The sequence below is a fragment of the Lederbergia galactosidilytica genome, assembly GCF_017873565.1.
Lineage (GTDB): Bacteria > Bacillota > Bacilli > Bacillales > Bacillaceae_C > Lederbergia > Lederbergia galactosidilytica.
Genome location: NZ_JAGGKH010000008.1, coordinates 58,622 through 78,039 on the forward strand (window position 1 = coordinate 58,622; position 19,418 = coordinate 78,039).

The 19,418-nt window shown below is 36.9% G+C and carries 17 protein-coding genes and 3 pseudogenes; 10 read left to right on the plus strand and 10 right to left on the minus strand.

What is annotated here, in order from left to right:
- The first annotated feature begins 2 nt into the window (after positions 1-2).
- The gene (locus J2Z23_RS10005; protein ID WP_209973810.1) at positions 3-1,214 is read left to right on the plus strand and encodes an MFS transporter; all 1,212 of its coding nucleotides are present in this window, start codon (positions 3-5) and stop codon (positions 1,212-1,214) included.
- 195 nt (positions 1,215-1,409) lie between these two features.
- Here J2Z23_RS10005 and J2Z23_RS10010 read toward each other — a convergent pair whose 3' ends face one another.
- The 6 genes and pseudogenes from J2Z23_RS10010 to J2Z23_RS10035 all read right to left on the minus strand — a co-directional run bounded on the left by J2Z23_RS10010 (position 1,410) and on the right by J2Z23_RS10035 (position 6,100).
- Positions 1,410-2,207 (minus strand): CPBP family intramembrane glutamic endopeptidase, encoded by a 798-nt coding sequence (locus J2Z23_RS10010; RefSeq protein ID WP_209973812.1) that lies wholly within the window; start codon positions 2,205-2,207, stop codon positions 1,410-1,412.
- Between the two features lie 155 nt (positions 2,208-2,362).
- Positions 2,363-3,157, minus strand: a complete 795-nt coding sequence (locus tag J2Z23_RS10015; protein WP_057981618.1) for a MerR family transcriptional regulator — start codon at positions 3,155-3,157, stop codon at positions 2,363-2,365.
- A 467-nt stretch (positions 3,158-3,624) separates the two neighbouring features.
- Positions 3,625-3,939: pseudogene (locus tag J2Z23_RS10020) on the minus strand (ATP-binding protein).
- Positions 3,940-3,979: 40 nt separating this feature from the next.
- Positions 3,980-4,408: pseudogene (locus J2Z23_RS10025) on the minus strand (response regulator transcription factor); the annotation flags it as partial.
- Positions 4,409-4,806: 398 nt separating this feature from the next.
- Complete coding sequence (locus J2Z23_RS10030; RefSeq protein ID WP_057981616.1) at positions 4,807-5,526, minus strand: anti-sigma factor; 720 nt, start codon at positions 5,524-5,526, stop codon at positions 4,807-4,809.
- Positions 5,516-6,100, minus strand: a complete 585-nt coding sequence (locus J2Z23_RS10035; protein WP_057981615.1) for an RNA polymerase sigma factor — start codon at positions 6,098-6,100, stop codon at positions 5,516-5,518. Before J2Z23_RS10035 ends, J2Z23_RS10030 begins: the two co-directional genes overlap by 11 nt.
- A 183-nt stretch (positions 6,101-6,283) precedes the next feature.
- Between J2Z23_RS10035 and J2Z23_RS10040 the strand changes: the two genes are divergently transcribed.
- The 8 genes from J2Z23_RS10040 to J2Z23_RS10075 all read left to right on the plus strand — a co-directional run bounded on the left by J2Z23_RS10040 (position 6,284) and on the right by J2Z23_RS10075 (position 13,907).
- Complete coding sequence (locus tag J2Z23_RS10040; protein WP_209973817.1) at positions 6,284-7,444, plus strand: COG1470 family protein; 1,161 nt, start codon at positions 6,284-6,286, stop codon at positions 7,442-7,444.
- 2 nt (positions 7,445-7,446) lie between these two features.
- Positions 7,447-8,403, plus strand: a complete 957-nt coding sequence (locus tag J2Z23_RS10045; RefSeq protein WP_057981613.1) for an ABC transporter ATP-binding protein — start codon at positions 7,447-7,449, stop codon at positions 8,401-8,403.
- Positions 8,390-9,433, plus strand: coding sequence for an ABC transporter permease (locus J2Z23_RS10050; RefSeq protein ID WP_209973819.1), 1,044 nt, complete (start codon positions 8,390-8,392; stop codon positions 9,431-9,433). Before J2Z23_RS10045 ends, J2Z23_RS10050 begins: the two co-directional genes overlap by 14 nt.
- 647 nt (positions 9,434-10,080) lie before the next feature.
- Positions 10,081-10,995, plus strand: coding sequence for a class I SAM-dependent methyltransferase (locus J2Z23_RS10055; RefSeq protein WP_064467590.1), 915 nt, complete (start codon positions 10,081-10,083; stop codon positions 10,993-10,995).
- A 314-nt stretch (positions 10,996-11,309) separates the two neighbouring features.
- A complete protein-coding gene (locus J2Z23_RS10060; protein WP_238456054.1) occupies positions 11,310-11,636 on the plus strand; it encodes a hypothetical protein in 327 nt (108 codons plus the stop codon).
- 211 nt (positions 11,637-11,847) lie between these two features.
- Positions 11,848-12,840, plus strand: coding sequence for a ketoacyl-ACP synthase III (locus J2Z23_RS10065; RefSeq protein ID WP_064467589.1), 993 nt, complete (start codon positions 11,848-11,850; stop codon positions 12,838-12,840).
- A gap of 148 nt (positions 12,841-12,988) precedes the next feature.
- Complete coding sequence (locus tag J2Z23_RS10070) at positions 12,989-13,411, plus strand: organic hydroperoxide resistance protein (protein ID WP_057995141.1); 423 nt, start codon at positions 12,989-12,991, stop codon at positions 13,409-13,411.
- Between the two features lie 154 nt (positions 13,412-13,565).
- On the plus strand, positions 13,566-13,907 hold the full coding sequence (locus J2Z23_RS10075) for a DUF1811 family protein (RefSeq protein ID WP_057981609.1): 342 nt from the start codon (positions 13,566-13,568) through the stop codon (positions 13,905-13,907).
- A 197-nt stretch (positions 13,908-14,104) separates the two neighbouring features.
- Here the strand turns inward: J2Z23_RS10075 and J2Z23_RS10080 are convergent, their stop codons facing one another.
- The gene (locus J2Z23_RS10080; RefSeq protein WP_338018422.1) at positions 14,105-14,671 is read right to left on the minus strand and encodes a cupin domain-containing protein; all 567 of its coding nucleotides are present in this window, start codon (positions 14,669-14,671) and stop codon (positions 14,105-14,107) included.
- A gap of 356 nt (positions 14,672-15,027) precedes the next feature.
- Between J2Z23_RS10080 and J2Z23_RS10085 the strand changes: the two genes are divergently transcribed.
- Positions 15,028-16,359, plus strand: a complete 1,332-nt coding sequence (locus J2Z23_RS10085; RefSeq protein WP_057981608.1) for a right-handed parallel beta-helix repeat-containing protein — start codon at positions 15,028-15,030, stop codon at positions 16,357-16,359.
- Between the two features lie 214 nt (positions 16,360-16,573).
- Here the strand turns inward: J2Z23_RS10085 and ptsP are convergent, their stop codons facing one another.
- From ptsP to J2Z23_RS10100, 3 genes and pseudogenes are all read right to left on the minus strand, one after another.
- Positions 16,574-18,286, minus strand: coding sequence for a phosphoenolpyruvate--protein phosphotransferase (gene ptsP, locus J2Z23_RS10090; protein ID WP_209973823.1), 1,713 nt, complete (start codon positions 18,284-18,286; stop codon positions 16,574-16,576).
- The gene (locus J2Z23_RS10095) at positions 18,286-18,552 is read right to left on the minus strand and encodes a phosphocarrier protein HPr (protein ID WP_057981606.1); all 267 of its coding nucleotides are present in this window, start codon (positions 18,550-18,552) and stop codon (positions 18,286-18,288) included. The genes ptsP and J2Z23_RS10095 overlap by 1 nt, the downstream gene beginning before the upstream one ends.
- Positions 18,553-18,739: 187 nt before the next feature.
- Positions 18,740-19,258 (minus strand): annotated as a pseudogene (locus tag J2Z23_RS10100) (family 1 glycosylhydrolase); the annotation flags it as partial.
- Positions 19,259-19,418: the final 160 nt, after the last annotated feature.

The following is a 19,418-nucleotide window of genomic DNA, read 5'->3' on the forward strand; positions in this document are numbered from 1 at the left end:
CTATGAAGCCATCGAGCTCAAAATTATGGACGAAAGACTTTGCAATCGTATCAGCGGCTAACTTTTTCTTATACTTAGTTTTTTATTTATTGTTAGTCACAATGGCCGTTTATGCGGTGGAGGAATTTCACGTTTCGGAAAGCCAGGCTGGCCTCGTCACGGGCATTTTTATTATTGGAACGCTAATAGGTCGTTTGTTCATTGGCCGGATGATTACATCGATTGGCAATAAGAAAATGTTATATTTTGGTCTGATCTTTTTTATTTTGACTTCCTTTTTATATTTTATCCATGCAGGAATTATTGTTTTACTGATCACTCGCTTATTACATGGTATTGCATTAGGAATGGCTAGTACCGCAACAGGAACCATTGTCGCTGAGGTAATACCTAGTGAGCGAAAAGGTGAGGGCATTGGATTCTTTAGTATGAGTATTACACTAGCTACAGCTATTGGCCCTTTTATCGGCCTTTATATGAGCCAACATACCAGTTATGAATCGATCTTTGGTTTTTGTTTGGCACTAGGCCTTATTAGTTTGATTATTTCCCTATTTGTTCAAATCCCCGAAGTACAGAAACCAATGAAGGAAATTAGCCATAAGAGGTGGAAGCTATCCGATTTTGTGGAACCAAAAGCCTTACCTATTGCCCTCGTTGTGATTCTCATATCACTTGGATATTCCAGTGTTCTCTCCTTTATTAATTTCTATGCCATTGAGATTGACTTAGTGGATGCAGCAAGTCTGTTTTTTGTCATTTATGCCGTAGCAATCTTAGTATCACGTCCGTTCACTGGACGTTTAATGGACGTGAAAGGAGCAAACTCTGTCATGTATCCTGCCTTCATTTTATTTGAAGCAGGATTACTACTGTTAAGTACAGTAGCAAATAGTATCCTATTATTATTAGCCGGTGCTTTGATTGGTCTTGGTTTTGGAAATATGCAATCAACAACACAAGCAATTGCCGTGAAGATGACGCCACCACATCGAATGGGATTGGCCACATCAACCTACTATATCGCCTTAGATGCTGGACTTGGCTTCGGTCCATACTTGTTAGGGTTTATCATTCCGCTAACAGGATATAGTACTTTATATATCATTATGGGAATATTAGTCCTTACGACCATTATTCTTTATTATTTCTTGCATGGTCAAAAGGAATATTTACTTCTAACAAATGAAGATTCAATCGAAGAATTAAATTAATCGGATAGTTAGCATTGAAAAAAAAAGCTGAAGGGTAAGATCGATACCCTCCAGCTTTTTCGCTAATAAGATTGCTAGTTAACAAGGCAAATGACCAACGAATTGTAAACTCTTTTGCTCATTCGTTAGCGTTCCCCAATAATCCCTAATTCCCGTATTATAAAGAAAAAGCACCTTTTTTCCGATTAAAATTACTTAAGAATCTCCATACAATACATTTTTAGGATTGATTACGATCATTAACACTGCCGCGACTAAATAAAAAATAGCGCTATACATAATTAAATCAATCATATTCCCATTGATTAAGCCAATATAAAAATTGAAAAATTGGTGGATCATGATCGGAATGATTAAATTCTGATTTAAGTTGTAAAATGCTGTCATAATGATCTTAGTAGATATGAGAGCAATCATAAAGAAAAGGATATACTTGATCAGATCAATCCCGACAAAACCTGTCGTAAACCAGATGGGGAGGTGCCACATTCCCCACCAAAACCCTATAATGATCGAGGCTTTTAATGGCGAATGCTGCTTCTGCAACTCTATCTGGGCGAAACTTCTCCATCCTAATTCTTCTCCTAGTGGCCCTGCTAGCAGGTTTTTAAAAAAGAAATAGGTCAGCATTCCCCATGAGGAAATGGTAAATGTGGAACCAACTTCTTGATTTTGCGAGATTAGAAATAAAATGATCAAAAATATGGCGGCTTGGATCATACTTGCAATAACAATTATGGAAGGTTTAAGTTTCTTCTTAAATTGATCCTTTACAAATTTTATCAAACTCTGATCTGGAAAGATTTTTTTAAATAAAATTACAAAAGCAAATGTTGAGGACCAAGACGACACACAGAATACCATATCAAAAATCCAAGCAGGAAATTCTAATATGCTTATGACTCCTACTAGACAAAAAAGTGGAAAAAAAATGATATTGCTTAGTAGGATAAAACTGGCCACTGGATTTTTTAGTTTCTTATCTCTCTTCATACTACCCCTACTTTAAACTAAGTATTTCGAAAGTATAAAACTGCTTATACTTACGAATATCCTCAGCTTAAACCTAGGAGTAACACACAGGTCAATACATCTTTTCATTATTCTATCCGTCATTATCAGGCAGTCATACCCTACTAATTGGAGTTTTACTTTATCGGTGCATAGATTTCTAAAAATACACGCCCAAGATCATCTTCATAGGTTGTCAGTAATAGATTGATATAGACGAGGCCTAATAGTTCATAACCACTGTTCTTTGCTTCTCTTCTTATACTTGCTCCCACATCATCGTCAATACTGCCTCCATCCGTTGACCAACGCCCATCTTCAATAACGGTATACATACATTTTGGATGAGCAATTATTTCACCTTCTTCTGATTGATCAAGATTTTCTACCTTCTTTACAATGATAAACTGATCGTCTATCATCCCCTCTTCGTTAAAATGTATGACCCTTCTTAAAGAGGTTAAAATAACAGCCTTTTTCAAGCTATCTGTATTATTTTTTAACGTTCCAAACTCATCATACGCAGTAAAATGCTCAATTTTTCCTTTGATTTTGAAAGGCTTCATTGCTTTTATCGTAAATGTCCCTAGGTATTGGTTAATTTTTTCACAATCTTCCTTTACGATTCGCAACTTTTTTAACAGAAGTTGTTTATATTCAATCTCCTCAATGACAGCTCGCTCTTTCTCTTCTAATATTGATGTGATTTCTTCGATATTTTTACCTTTTCTCAACTCCTGGATTTTTCTGACCTCTATATCTAATTCGCGGTAGAAATTCACAGTTGTTATATCATAGATATCAAAATGATTATATTTTCTATACCCATTCCCATGATCTTGCCTCGGCTTGACTAACCCCTTTTCCTCATAAAATTTTAAGGTATCTCGTGAAACTCCTAAAAATTTGGCTACTTGGCCAATTGTATACATGTCTCCCCCTCCTACCTTCTATATTAGGATCAAGTCGGCGCTCTAAGAGCTATCCTCTTTAAAGAACAGCGTAACAATCATCATTATAAAATGGTTTTCTGTAAATTCCTCCATAACTAGAAAAGGTATCAGTCCGATACTTACAAATTTCTCCTTTGAAGAGAAAAGCATGAGCATAATTTCGGAAAATTTTGCTTGGTTTAGAGGCTTACATACCCGTTTTGGAAAAATCTCCAACGATTCGGGGCGATAACAAGACGCTACATGATCATTGCGAATAATATGCACGTTGTCCGGGACTTAGATCAGCATTTTATGTAGCCATCCTGGGAAAATCCCCCATAATTTATTAAGCTCTACTCGCGGAACCACTCGACCCTTTTTTCATAACTATCCTATTCACGCTTATAAAATTGCTTAGATGATGCCTACATTTTTATTTCAAAAGTAAAGCAGTAGCTTCAATCTCAGCTTTTACTTTTCGGTACATATAATCGAAAGACTGTCCCGTCAGGCGAGCTTTTTAATAAAACTAGATCGCCACCCAAAGCTTGGGCGATCATTTTACTCAGAGACAATCCTAACCCTAGACCTCTTACTTGATATTTTTTCCCTTCTCCCCGGTAAAATCGTTCAAAAATGAAGGGTTATTCTTCTGTTGGGATACCCTTTCCACTATCCTCTACATCAATCAAAATCTGTGCTTCATCCTCATGGAGTGTAGCTTCGATCTCACCCGCTTGATCCATAGCTTGTTTGGCATTGTTCTGTAAGTTGGTCATAATCCCGCCAAAAATAATAGCACAGATAAATCACGTGAGCTTGATGTGCTTTAAGATTAATTTCTAATTGACCAAATCGTTTTAGCGGATTTGTATGATCTTCTCTTGAAAGCCTAAGGACTGCCTTCACCCGCGCTACCACTTCATCTGCAACAAATGGTTTTGGAATATAATCATCTGCCCCCTTATCTAATCCTTCCAAACGATAATTTACATCACCGAGTGCAGTCAGCATAATCACCGGGCAGTAGCTATCTTTTCTAATTTCTTCTAGAACCTCCCAACCATCTTTCTTAGGAAGCATAACGTCTAATAAAACCAAATCAGGATAAGCTTCATGGAATTTTCTCAAGGCTTCTTCTCCATCAAAAGCTTGTTCAACCTCAAATTGTAGTTTTTGTAAATAGACTTTTAAAACCTGACTAATCGCAAACTCATCTTCTACTACTAATATCTTGATCGGTGCCATCGCCTCGTCACCATCCTATATCCATATTGACTTAAAAAATCTCCTTCTTCTAACACTATCAAACAAATAAGTCAGCCAAAAGTCCAATATAGTAAAACTACGATTACTGGTTTTTACAAACAGTAAGGCTGCAGAATAGCATTTTTTTATCCATCTCTTTGCTTACAATTCTCCCCTCCCTTTATTTACTTTCGAGAAGTGACATATCGCATGGTCTATTGTGAAGATCCTTTTGGCAATTTAGTTGTGATTTATAACTATAGTTATGAGTTTGGCCCATTCATAAGGAGCTTATTAAGTAACACCACTTTGCTTTCAACATAAAAATAAGGTGAGCATGAGACTATGATGCCTCTACTCACCTCCAGGCAATACTGATATTCTCAATTTAAAAGATTTTAATATTTAACCTCAACGATAAAAGTATCCGGACCAGTTTGGACAATGCTCCCACCTTTTGGTTCGATGCTCGCCTTAATTCTCTTCAAACGGCTGAAATCCTCACCTTGAATAAGGATTCGAGTTGAGCCATCTTCAATCGGCATAACCTTGTGCTGGATATCATCGTTATTATAAAGAATCCATAGCTGGTAATCCTGATCATTCAATGGTCTTAATCCATCTACTTCTAAAAACATTTGGTCTGTCATTTGATTAATCCATATATTTCCCTCTACCTTTTCCCTGTTAGACACCGGGATAATATTCAATTGTTGAGTATCAGGTTTACCCTGAAAATCCCGTATATTCGCCTCATTATATTGTGCAATATGAACAGAACCCTCTTCCGAGTTATTTTGATTATAATAAAAGAGACCGACAAATAAACAAACAATTGCAGCCATTGCGGCTATAGAAAAGACTTTTTTGCTTGAAAGAGACATCCCTTCTTTTCGTTTTGTTTCCAAACTATCCCATATCTTTTCCTTTAGTAACGGAGATGGGGTGGAGAACTGCTCTTTGTCTGAAAGTAACATACTTTGCCAGTGCTTAAATGTTTGTTGGCAGCTTTCACATTCAGCTAAATGAGTACTTACCTCCATTGCTTTCTTCGTTGGTACATTACCCAACACATAATCAACGATTGTCTGTTCAGTTATAGGTCGTTTACATGCCATTATTCTTTTCACCCCCACCTGATTGAACCCAATGGAGTAACGATTTCTGTTTGCGCATATTATTTAAACCATATCGAATAAGTGACTTGATAGAACCCAATGGTTTATTCATAGTGCTTGCAATCTCTCTATGGGTTTCCCCCTGAAAATAAGAGCGAATAATCGCTTCTCGTTGCTCATTTGGAATAGACTTTAACGCCTCCATAATAATGGATTGCTCTAATTGGGCAAGAAATTCAACATCTGCACCTTTTTCTTCTCCATTCAATAACTCTTCAAGTCTATTTGTTAATAATGCTTTCTTTTTGCGCAAGCGATCCAATGAGCGGCTTTTTGTTTTAACCGCCAGCCACGCTCTTACGCTACCCTTGGTGGGATTATATTGATCTGATTTCTGTAAGACTTCCAGAAAGATATCATGACAAAGATCCTCGGTTTCTCCGTGATCCTTTGTATACTGGAAGGCGATGTTATAAACAAACTGAATATATTTTTCATAAAAGATATCAAAGGCATGACGAGAACCTTGAGAGATACTTTGAAGTAAATGGATACTTTCTCGATTATCCTTCATGATATATACCCCCCTAGCAAAGATCTTAATAGAAAATCTTCGGCCAAATGCCAACCTAGTCCGTTTGATCCTCCTTATAGCATAATCATTAATCATATTTTACAATTTTTTTCGGTTTAGACAAATCCAAAATGAAATGGGCTGCGTATCCATTATGAATAACAAAAACAGGGGGATAAAACAATGATTAAAAGAAGGTTCATTTCATTGCTTGCTATTGCAATTATTGTAGTTGGGGCCATACTGCCATTGGATCGGGCCTTTGCCATGGACAATATCTCATTATTTTCGGCTTACACAGGAATTACAGCCTCACCAGGTGAAAAAACCAAATATGATGTAGATGTTATTAATAATGGATCATCCATTCAAACAATGTCTTTCTCAATGGAAGGATTACCAAAAGGATGGGATTATTCCATTAGTTCGAATGGAACAAATATACAAGAGTTATCAGTAAAGGGTAATAGTGAAACACCGATAACAGTGGAAATTACCGTTCCACTTGATGCTGATAAAGGTGATCATGAATTTCAATTAGTGGCTACAGATGGCAACAGTCCATCTTCTGTTCCTTTATCAATTTCGGTCAAGGAACAAGGTTCACTAAAATCGGAATTAACAACTGATCAAGCGAATTTAGAAGGACATGCGGATTCAACATTCTCCTATACAGTCACCTTAAACAATAAAACGAAGGAAGCACAAAGCTATACTTTGAGCAGTTCCGTTAAAGATGGCTGGCTTGTTCGTTTTCTATCAGACTCAAATTCTGTCACATCTGTTTCTTTAGAACCTAATACATCCGTGGACATAACAGTAGAGGCCATACCACCGCAAAACATAGAAGCGGACACTTACGAAATCCCCATCACAGCAGCTACAAATGATTCAAGTTCAGAATTAAAGTTAGAAGCTGTTGTAACCGGTTCTTATGATGTTGAGATTAGCACAAAGTCAGAGGTACTAAGTGATACGATCAACGCTGGTAGTGACAAAACCATTGAATTAGTAGTCAAAAATACGGGGACTTCTCCATTGGTAGATATCGAGCTCACAGCTGAAACGCCATCCAATTGGGAAACAGAATTCGATGAATCAACTATCGCAGAATTGGAACCAGGCAAATCAAAAACAATAAAAGCTAAGGTGGCTGCTCCAAAGGATGCCATTGCCGGAGATTATGTAACGACTTTTAGCGCTACCGCAGATCAAGCGAGTGCAGATGCTACGTTTAGAATGTCGGTTGAAACCTCTACCCTATGGGGATTTGTCGCCATCCTTATTATCGCAGGAGTAGTTGTTGGCCTCTATCTCATCATTAGAAAATACGGGAGGAGATAAAGGTGGCAGAAGCGATTATTGAGCTAGAGCAAATTACAAAAAGCTATCACAATCATAATGCCGTTGAGCACTTATCTCTTTCGATTCATAAGGGAGAAGTGTTCGGATTACTTGGACCAAATGGTGCGGGAAAAACAACGTGCATTTTAATGATGCTTGGTTTAACAGAACCGACTTCAGGTAGTGTGAAAGTTGCGGGCATTAACTCAACAAAGCACCCAATTGAAGTGAAAAGAAGAGTAGGATATTTACCTGATAATGTAGGTTTCTATACAAATATGACGGGGATCGAGAACTTATTATTTACAGCTCGATTAAATGGAATTCCAAAAGTAGAAGCAAAAGAAAGAGCCACCCAATTATTAAAGAAAGTCGGTCTCTCATATGCAGCTGATAAAAAAGCAGGTGAATATTCGCGAGGAATGAGACAAAGGCTTGGCCTTGCCGATGTACTGATTAAAAACCCGGAAATTATTATTCTAGATGAGCCAACTTTGGGTATCGACCCTGAAGGTGTACGCGACTTCCTTCAATTAATTCAGGAACTAAATCAAAAGGAAAAGATTACGGTTCTATTATCTTCTCATCATTTACATCAAGTACAACAGGTATGTGACCGAGTTGGTATTTTCGTAGATGGAAAATTACTTGCCCAAGGAAATATAGAAGAATTAATTCATCAGCTCTTTGTCCAAGATTCCATAGTTATCCAGGTTAGCGCATCGCCATTTGATGATCAACTAATTAGAAGCATTCAGGAAATGTCAGCGGTCAGTAAGCTGGAAAAAGTCCGTGACAATCAATTTGATATTCATTGCCAAGAAGACATATCCCCACTAATAAGTAGGTTAATTGTTGAATCAGGCTCAGATCTTTATCAATTAACTAGAAGGGATTTTGGATTGGATGAAATCTACCATCGTTATTTTGAAGGACGTGAAATAAATGAGCCTAGCTAATATTCAAAAAAAGGTTGGTAAATTGGCCGAAAAGAATAGAACGAAACATCCGAAAGAAAGAGATACTGTAAGTAAAAATATATTCTGGGGCTTTGTTGGGAAGGAATTTACGGATTATCTTTCAAGTTGGAGAATTATCATTCTCTTAGGAATTATCTTATTAACATGCGTTGGCTCTCTATATACAGCGGTGTCTACTATTTCAGATGCATTAGAATCCTATGAAGATGCTAGCCAAATTGGCCGAAATGCTTATTTATTTCTGCAAATCTTTACAATTTCCGATGGAACATTACCTTCCTTTGTATCGTTTGTCAGCTTTCTTGGTCCCTTATTAGGGATTGCCTTAGGATTTGATGCCATCAATGGAGAAAGAAGTAGAGGTACATTAAGTAGATTAATGGCTCAACCGATTCCCAGAGACTATGTGATCAATGCAAAATTCGTGGCTGCTTTGTTGATCAATATCATTCTTTTCTTTGCCCTCGGTTTTCTTGTGATGGCCTTTGGTATCCTTATGCTAGGGATAACCCCTAGTTGGGATGAATTCTTAAGAGTAATGAGTTTTATTGTTTTAATTATAGTCTATATTGCCTTTTGGCTAAATTTGTCGATTCTCTTTTCAGTTATTTTTAAACAACAAGCAACATCGGCTTTATCAAGTATTGCAATTTGGTTATTCTATAATGTCTTCTTTTCTATTGTTGTAAAGCTATTTACGAATTCTTATTTGGGGAATGCCACATCACAAGGGGAATATGTATCACGTTACAATGCCATTCTAAACGTCTATCGCATTTCGCCTAATTACTTATTTCAAGAAATGACAAGTGTTTTGCTATCACCAACGACAAGAAGCATGAGTCTGATTACCATGGAACAAGTCGCCGGTTCCCTTGCAAGTCCATTAAAACTACAAGCAAGTCTATTACTAGTTTGGCCACAAATTACAGGGCTTATCGCTGCCACACTCGTGTGCTTTACAATCGGATATATCGTCTTTACCAGACAAGAAATTAGGGCCAATTAGATGAAATAAAACCTTATAGCTAGAGCTTGGGTATCTTGTCTAATTCACCAATTATAAAGTTTTTTACACGCTTAAAATCTTAAATTTACCGGCTGATTTGAGCCACTTCATCGCTTCACACAGCAGAGTCTAAATCTGATGTTAATCGCAGGCTATTGAAAAACCGAAAGGCATATTGTGGTAAAATCCTAGCCCACATATACTGCGCTATCCGCGGGCGAGTGTCAATAGCTTCTTAGACTTCACCTTCCGGAGCCTTGCTGATCTCTTACTTTCCGTAGAAGTCTCCGTATATGTGGGCTGCTTCGTATCTCCAAATAAAATTCAATGTTTTTCAATCCGCGAAAAAGCAGTACAAACACACGCGAGTTTAGACTTATGATTTAATTCCTCACGCTCGGCTAATCAGCGAATGAAGAAGGGTGTCATTCTTTTCGAACATGGTCATATTCGCCACCCAATATACCTAAATTTTTAACACATATGCGCAACTTTTTTAAAGACCGCAACTTATTTTTTGGTTAATTTCCCCTTAAAAATTATTGACAAAATAATTTATTTGTGCTATAATTTACAGTTGCACTTTTATGTTATATGATAGGATTCCCTGGCCAGGGAATCCTATTTTTTTGAAGGAGTGTCTTAGCGTGAGAAAAGGTGAATCCAGTTTAACCTCACTCATTTCCGCATTTGGAAGAGCGTATCATAGCCAATTCGATACACCAAAAATTTTTGATGACTTTATGGCGGAAAATTTAATAACCCGTAAAGAATATCATGATATCAAAGAAAATATGATTCAAGGTATTCCGTTTTTCAACAAAGAAATAGCAGAAATATATAAAGATCAACCAGAGGAAATATTAAAGTGGGTTACACAAGTACAGCTATCTCCGACTCCATTGGCTCGTGCGGCGTATTGCGAAAACGTCTTGGATAATGAAATCAGGCTTGGGATAAAAAATTATATGATACTTGGCGCAGGCCTTGATACATTCGCTTTACGGCGGCCTGAATTGGAAAACATCCTTGAAATATTTGAAATCGATCATCCATTAACACAGGCATTTAAAAAGGAAAGACTCACTGAAATTGATCAGAATTTACCGAGTAATCTTCATTTTATTCCAATGGACTTCGCAACCACATTTGCTTACGACAATCTTATTGAAAAGGGCTTTAAGAATGATAAAACATTTTTCAGCTTGTTAGGTGTCTCTTATTACTTAACAAAGAAAGAGTTTGCAAAATTGCTAGAATTATTATTTGCGCAGGTCCCAGCTGGAAGTTCAATCGTTTTCGATTATGCTGATGAAAGGCTATTTACAGAAAAGGGGCTATCCAATCGGGTAGAAAATATGGTAAAAATGGCCGAAGCTAGTGGAGAACCCATGAAAGCTAGTTTCCCACTCTTAGAAGTAGAGAAAATACTGGAAAAATCAAACTTACTCATTTACGAACATCTATCACCCGACAAAATAAATGAGCTTTATTTTCGTAATCGCCATGATTATTTGACCGCTTTTGAAACAATTCATTATATTCATGCTGTGAAAAAGTAAGATTGTGCAAAAAGACCATGGTTCTTAACTATGGTCTTGTTTTTAGATTCAGATGACAACAGAAAGTAGTCCTAATAAACGCAGAAAATGAAAAAGCTATTTTTCGATTGTTTTCATATAAAAAATAACTACTAAATCCCCGATAACCTGTACATTCACACATTATAATCCCCACAAATACTTATGACCTACTAATCCATCCAATTAACGCAGTGCAAACTACCCAAAATAAGGAAATTATAGTAAAATAATACTATTACTGATTACATACTTAAAGGGGAGAAAATAATAGGATGGCTAAAGGTAGTTATAAAATGAATCTAAATCTCGAGAAAAAAGAAATGAACATTGAAATTGTAGGGAACTTTACCCCAGAGCAAGCTCAACAATTCATTCAGGATTACAATAACAATGTGAATTCTATTCATGCTTCTGATTTTAACTTAGTATTAGATTGCCGTGATTTAAATGTCGTTACAAAAGAGTTAATTCCAGCATTACAAGATTGCTACAAACTCTATCAATCTACTGGTTTCAATAAAGTAATTTTTGAGATTGGTACTTCTTCAATCGTTAAAATGCAATTAAATAGAATTGCTCGAGAAGTTGGCCTGACGAATGTAGAATTTGTCGTTGTTTAATGTTTAAGAGGGGGGCTGGGGATGCTCCAAAGACGAACAATGCATTTCCTTAGCGGAGTATAATTCTGAAGCGAATGATCGCACTATTTAGTTCGTTTTTTTGGTGATAACACTTTTTGTCCCCACCTCGCCTTTTTATGAACACCTCCATTTTTATGATTTCCATTAATTGAATATAAAGAAAAAGTAAGATTCGAAGGGAATTATTTTAGTGACGAATGTGAAAATTAGAGAGATGGCTATTTACCATCCTAAAAACAAAGTAGGAAATGATTTTTATATAGAGCATTTCAAGAAAACCCAAGGGGTGGACCTTACCAACTTTTTGGTTAATATTTGCGGGCGTAATACTCGTTATATTATTGAGAACAAAGAGGAAAATTCCGTCACAATGGCGATTGAAGCTTCTAAGCGAGTGTTAAAAAAGGCTAATATGCATGCGGAAGAATTAGATATGATTATCTTCGCTTCCCAAGTGCCAGAATTTAGTTTTCCAACAAATGCGGTTGTCCTACACCATGCGATTGGCGCCGGTAGAAAAACAGGTATTCTTGATCTTAATGCAAACTGCTCAGGCATGACAACAGGGTTAGATCAAGCATCAAGATACTTATCATCGAACCCTTCAATGGAAAAGGTTCTGCTTGTAGGTTCAGATGCTTCCTCTTTAATTATGGATCCGACAGATACGATTACATATCCGAATTTTGGCGATGTAGCTGTAGCGCTTATTTTAGAGAAAACTGAAGAGGAAAATATAGGATTAATCGACTCTATGTACTTTACTGAATCAGCTGATTTCGATAAAGTTACTTTCCCTAAAAATGGTTTATCTAAAAACCTACACAATGGGAAAATTGATTATGTACAGTGGCTTCCTTTTCCTGGTGATGTCTCCATTCCGCACGCGACTAATCTCATTACAGAGCTTGTTGAGCGAAACGGGTTAACATTAGCTGAAGTAAATGCTTATTGCTTATCGCAATTCTCTATCTCTAATATGAACAAATTGCGAGATAACTTAGGGTTAAAAGAACAACAGATGATTTATGTCGGAGATACGTTTGGCTACACAGGGACAACCAGTCCATTACTTGCCCTATACCAAGGTGTCGAAGATGGAAAAATTAAACGTGGGGATACCGTATTATTCTGGACTGTTGGGATAGGGTATCAATTAATTGCCGTGTTATTTAGATATTAATAAGACATAAAGAGATTGCTACCAATAGCCTGCCTGGTTATGGTTAGCGATCTTTTTACTTTGAAAAATTAATTTTTATGCATAAAGGCACATCTATTGGGTAAATAGAAGAGTAGAGCACATTTCATTTGAGGAGTTGATGTTTTTTATGTCAGATGTACTATTTACATCTTCAGCAACTGCTACAGGCGGACGTGAAGGCCATGTCCATTCATCAGATAATGTCATTCAATTTGATACAGCCCAACCAGGAAGCTCTAGGGCGAAAGAATTAGACCAATCTACGAATCCTGAACAACTCTTTGCGGCTGGGTATGCTGCATGCTTTGATGGTGCCTTACAATTAGTAGCTAGCAAAGAAAAGGTCAAATTCTCCTCAGAGGTTACAGCCAATGTAAGTCTATTAAAAGATAAGTCTGATCAAGGCTTCAAGCTAGATGTTACAATGCAAGTAAAAGGAACAGACATTGAAAAGGATAAACTTGAGGATTTAGTCGAAAAAGCCCATCAATTCTGCCCGTATTCTAAAGCTACTAGAGGCAATATTGAAGTGAAGTTAGAGGTTCTATAAAAAATAGTATGCATCAGACTATAGATGAGTAAATCGTCTATAGTCTTTTTTTATAGGAGAAAATATCGAAAGGACTAAATTGCGCCTAAGCTCCTTATTATGGCATGATAGGTTTAACTGCAACGTTACGATACATCAGGAAAGGAGCAACCCAATGGCACATCCATATAAAACTTATTCGCATCAACAATTACAAGAAGAGGTAGAAATTCTCAAGGAAAAATTAAAACAAGCTCAGTTGGAAGATAGGACGAATCATATTCTCGTCTATACGCGAAAAATAGAGCTTGTCCAATCCTTCATGTTAAATCCAGATGACTTTCAACCTGGAGATATATTCGAGATCATTCAAGAACCAGATTATCTCTTTGAAATCATTGAAATCAGTGGGGTAACAGCTTGGGGATATAAAATCTATAAAGGGGATGGAAAGAAAGATCACGAACAACGAGGTAAACTACTAGCTCAATTGCGTCAGACAACTGAATGTATTTAATGTTTATATTCTAGTTTGTTCAATTCGTTTAAGTCCTCTCTAAAGTTTTATTTTGCTATTTTGGTATAACTGTTTATTTTAACGAAGTTGGGCTCCTGTAAATACGTAAAGAGCCCCCTTTTCCCTTTTACCAATACTAGATTACCGAATGTATTCTCCAGTCATCAGCCTAATTACATACAAATGATTTTCTAACCTTATCGCCGATTCATATTATGATAGCCTTCTTCTGCAGCTATAGCATCTCGTTTTGTAGCATGAACAGTTCCAAACGGATGGTTAGGTGGGGCATATATCGAGTATAACTTTAACGGGATATTGCCTGTATTCGTTAAATTATGCCAGGTTCCAGCGGGTATAAATATTGCGGAATCATCATATACTCTTCTTCTGAAATTTAAGTTATTTTTACTTTTGCCCATTTGGACAATTCCCTGTCCTTGTTCAATACGTAGGAATTGATCTACATTTGGGTGAATCTCCAAACCAATATCCTCTCCACTATTAAGACTCATCAACGTTAATTGTAAATGGGTACCAGTCCATAGGGCTGTACGAAATGTATCGTTTTGCTTTGCTGCTTCATTGATGTTAACCACAAATGGTTTTCCACCATAATCCGTTAATAAATTCCCATTATTGTAAGGTGAGCGATCAGGATAAACACCTTGCCCATTAGGTAAAGCCCAGTTACTAGGCTGCACATTATAAGCAGAGCTTGGTACAGGAACATAATAAGGATACATATATGGTTGATTGTACACTTTCCTCAATCCTTTCATAATTTTATAAAAGCATCTTATGTAATTCATAAGGAAAATGTCCATGGTAAGACAATAAAAGGCTAAAACATGTGTTGTCACCATCTATTTGTATCCCTTTAGTTCAATGCTTAACAATCTCAGCAATACTTATAAAACGATTAGAACGAAATCCCCATATACCCCGTAATCATTTGTCTAAAGGAGCACCATTCTAGTGTGCTCCCCCGCTAGTCTAGAAATGAAGAAGGAAATTTTAGATATCGCTAAGAAAATTCTATCCCCTCTACTTGATCTCGTGGTATTATACCCAATACAAGCTTTTAATCGTTTTTCCCATACAATTAAGGAGTTTTTTTATGAAAATAAAGGTTTTTATATTGGTGACAGCTTGTTTATTACTTATCATCTCCTTCTATTTTTTCTTTCACAGTAGAACCTTTACCGAAGCTAAGATAGATCTCTCTCTCTATGTTTCACCTGATGGGGATGATCAAAATGAAGGCACTAAATCAAGCCCACTCCGTACATTAAACGAAGCAGCCACGAGAGCAAAGCTAGGAACTACTGTATTTGTTCGTAAAGGGACATACAATGAATTACTTTCAATCAAACATAGTGGGACGGCATCAAAGCCGATTACCTTCACGAACTACAAAAATGAGAAGGTCATCATAAGTGGGAGTCATATACAAGATTTAAAAGAAGATACAGCCCTAATAAAGATCGAAAATAAGGATTACATTACTATTCAAGGATTTACACTAGAGGAACTAGCAACCACACAGGATGAACCTACCGTTATGGGGATTTACATTGCTGGCAGTAGCAGCCATATCAGATTGAAACAAAACCATATTCATCATATTGAAACAAGGGCGGATGATGGAAATGCCCATGGAATTGCCGTTTATGGCACTGAGGGGATAAAAGATATTCAAATACTGGAAAACATAGTGGAAAATTTAAGACTTGGTGCAAGCGAGGCACTTGTTTTAAATGGAAATGTGGAGGAATTTAAAATAGCCGACAATATTGTGCGTAAAAATAATAATATCGGGATTGATTTAATCGGTTATGAAGGAATAGCTCTACAGAATGATTATGTGAGAAACGGTGTAGTAGAGAATAACATTGTCGATCATAATTCTTCATTTGGAAATCCTGCATATGGGAATGACTACTCCGCTGGCGGAATTTATGTTGACGGTGGAAGTAATATTACTATTCGAAATAATAAAGTACATCATAATGATATTGGCATTGAGGCTACATCTGAACACTTTGGAAAATCTGCGAGTCAAATCAAAATAACGAATAATGAAGTGTACAATAATATGTTCACTGGCATCTCACTTGGTGGGTATGACAAAAAACGTGGCAAGACAAAAAACTCAACGATTTCTCAAAATAATATTTACGGGAATGACACAAAAGGATTAGACGGAGGACAGCTACTGATGCAATATAATGTGGCAAATAATCGGATCGAAAAAAACACGGTCACTGCTAGCGATTCAAACATCCTATTAGTCAATTTGCATGCAAAAAACACAGATAATATATTCACTAAAAATATCTATAAAGCAAATAACAAAGGAAAATGGATTTGGAATGAAGAGGAATTTACTGATTTTCCATCCTATCAAGAGACTAGCAATAATGATGTAGACTCAACCTTTCTACAATAGGTTTGCTATTGCTTGCCACTTTGAAAAACTCTAATTCAACCCTATTTCTCTTTGCAAAAAAGCCCCAAAAGGCATGAGGCCGGGACATAGTGTTTTCACCAAAACAAACCGAACTACTATCGTGCAATAACCGGCTGCGGAAATATACTTCGCTAAGCTAATGCATTGTTCGTCTTGGATCTTAACACTCTAGTCTTATCCCAGCCTCATTTTGTTACTGGGTAATCTTTTTCACAGCTTCTAGTACATCAGCTGTATTGTTCATTTGTAATGCTTCTTTTGCAAGGTTTTCCATTTCTTGCTTGGAAAGTTTCGCAATTTGTGCACGAGCACGCAAAACGGATGTTGCGCTCATGGAAAATTCATCAAGACCTAAACCTAATAGAAGCGGGATTGCTAATTCATCTCCAGCCATTTCACCGCACATTCCAGCCCACTTACCTTCTTTATGAGCCGCATCAATAACCATCTTGACTAAGCGCAAAATAGCTGGTGAATATGGTTGGTATAAATAAGAAACTCGTTCATTCATTCGGTCAGCAGCCATTGTGTATTGAATTAAATCATTTGTTCCAATACTAAAGAAGTCTACTTCTTTAGCAAAAAGATCGGCCATTACAGCTGTTGAAGGAATTTCAACCATAATCCCTGTTTCAATCTGCTCAGCAACCGAAATCCCTTCGCTCACTAACTTTTGCTTCTCTTCTTCTAAGATCTGCTTTGCTTCTCTAAATTCATCAATTGTCGCAATCATAGGGAACATAATTTTCAAATTTCCATATGCACTCGCACGAAGTAAAGCGCGTAATTGCGTACGGAAGATATCCTGCTCTTCAAGGCATAATCTGATGGCACGGAAACCAAGGAAAGGGTTCATTTCTTCTGGTAAATCAAGATATGGCAAGTTTTTATCTCCGCCAATATCCAGTGTTCGAACTACTACTGTTTTACCTTCCATTCCTTCCAACACTTTCTTATATGATTCAAACTGCTCTTCCTCTGTCGGTAATTCAGTCCGTCCCATATACAAAAACTCAGTTCGGTACAAACCAACTGCTTCTGCACCATTATGAAGCACACTTTCAAGATCCTCCGGTGTACCGATATTTGCCGCAAGCTCTACTTGATGGCCATCAGCAGAAACAGACTTTTCATTGACGAGCTTAGCAAGTTCTGCCTTCTCTGCTTCAAACTGTTGTTGTTTTTCCTTATATTCTGCTAATACTTCTGTTGATGGATTAATATGAATTTCACCTTGCAAACCATCAACAATCAGCATGTCTCCATTACTAATCTCTTGTGTTGCCTCTTTTGTCCCCACAACAGCTGGGATCTCCAACGAGCGCGCCATAATGGCAGAGTGGGAAGTACGACCACCGATATTTGTTGTAAAACCTTTCACAAATTCACGATTTAATTGTGCTGTATCAGAAGGCGTTAAATCTTCGGCTACAACGACAACCTCTTCGGATATCATACTTGGATTAACAATCTCCACACCAAGCAAATGAGATAATACCCGTTTCGTTACATCACGGATATCAGCTGCACGCTCACGCATATATTCATTATCCATTTGTTCAAACATTGTAATAAACATATCTGTAGTATCTTTTAAAGCTTGCTCGGCATTTACCTTCTCTGAGTTAATTTTATCTTCAATAGAAGAAATTAATTCAGGATCACTTAACACTAATAAATGTGCTTCAAATATATCTGCTTTATCCTTACCAAGCTCTGCCTCTGCCTGATTTTTAATTAACTCAAGCTCCTTTTTAGAAGTGGCTAATGCCTCTTGGAGCCTGTCCGTCTCCACAGCAGGATTTGATACAGTCTTCTTCTCAAAAGTAAGATCCGGTTCTACTAAACGATAGGCTTTCGCAATAGCTATCCCTCTTGAAGCAGCTATTCCCGTAAGTACGCTCATTAGTCAACCAACCCTTCATTTTTTAAAGTTTCAGCGATATGATTCACTGCCTCTTCTTCATCATTCCCTTCAGCACTCACTTTAATCTCAGCATCTTTACCAATTCCCATAGCCATAACCGCCATAATTGATTTCACATTGGCTGATTTACCTTTATACTCTAGAGTAATCTCTGATTGAAATTGACTAGCTGCCTTTACTAAATTTGTCGCTGGTCGTGCATGAATACCTGCCTTATCTATTACTGTAAATGTTTTTTCTACCATGATGATTCTCCTTCTCTGCAAAATAATAATCTAAAAGTGCGTATGGATTGCATATTTTCTTTACGTAACTAGTACACAATCCCGCAAACATATTAAACAACATACATTATATAAAATACTATCAATCGGCTATCTTCGCAATTTATAGGACTCAAAGCAATATTTCTTAATTCCTTTAGCCGTTCACCTATAAGCTTTTACCATTACTTTCTATTACCCTTTTATACCAATAAAAGCTCTTCTTTTTTCTTCAATTAAATGTTCCTTGACCATTATCATCGATATCTACATAAATAAATCCATATCGCTTACTAATTTCTGAAGTTGAAACACTTATAATATCGATCGGTCCCCAGCTAGTGTATCCCATTAATTCAACGCCATCTTCCATTGCTTCTCTCATTTGGACAATATGTTCACGCAAATAATCAATTCGATAATCGTCCTCTATTTCACCTTGATCATTGAATTTATCAATGGCACCCAGTCCATTTTCTACGACGAATAAAGGTACTTGGTAACGATCATATAATTTATTTAGGGTGATCCTTAGTCCAACAGCATCTATTTGCCAGCCCCACTCTGAGGTTGCTAAATACGGATTTTTTAATCCTGAGAATAGATTTTCCGAAGCTCTTTCCCCTTGTGGTCCTGCACTTTCAACAAGTGACATGTAATAACTAAACGATATAAAGTCTACCGTATGTATACCTTAAACCAACTTCTACCAACAAAATGAAATTGGAGCCTATAATACAGGTCTAATCAAGGTCTATGCTTAAAGCAAGCTCAATCAATACAACTGTAAAATGGAAAGAACAGTATCCATTTCTATTGGATACCGTTCTTTTTCTAGTTTGGAATTT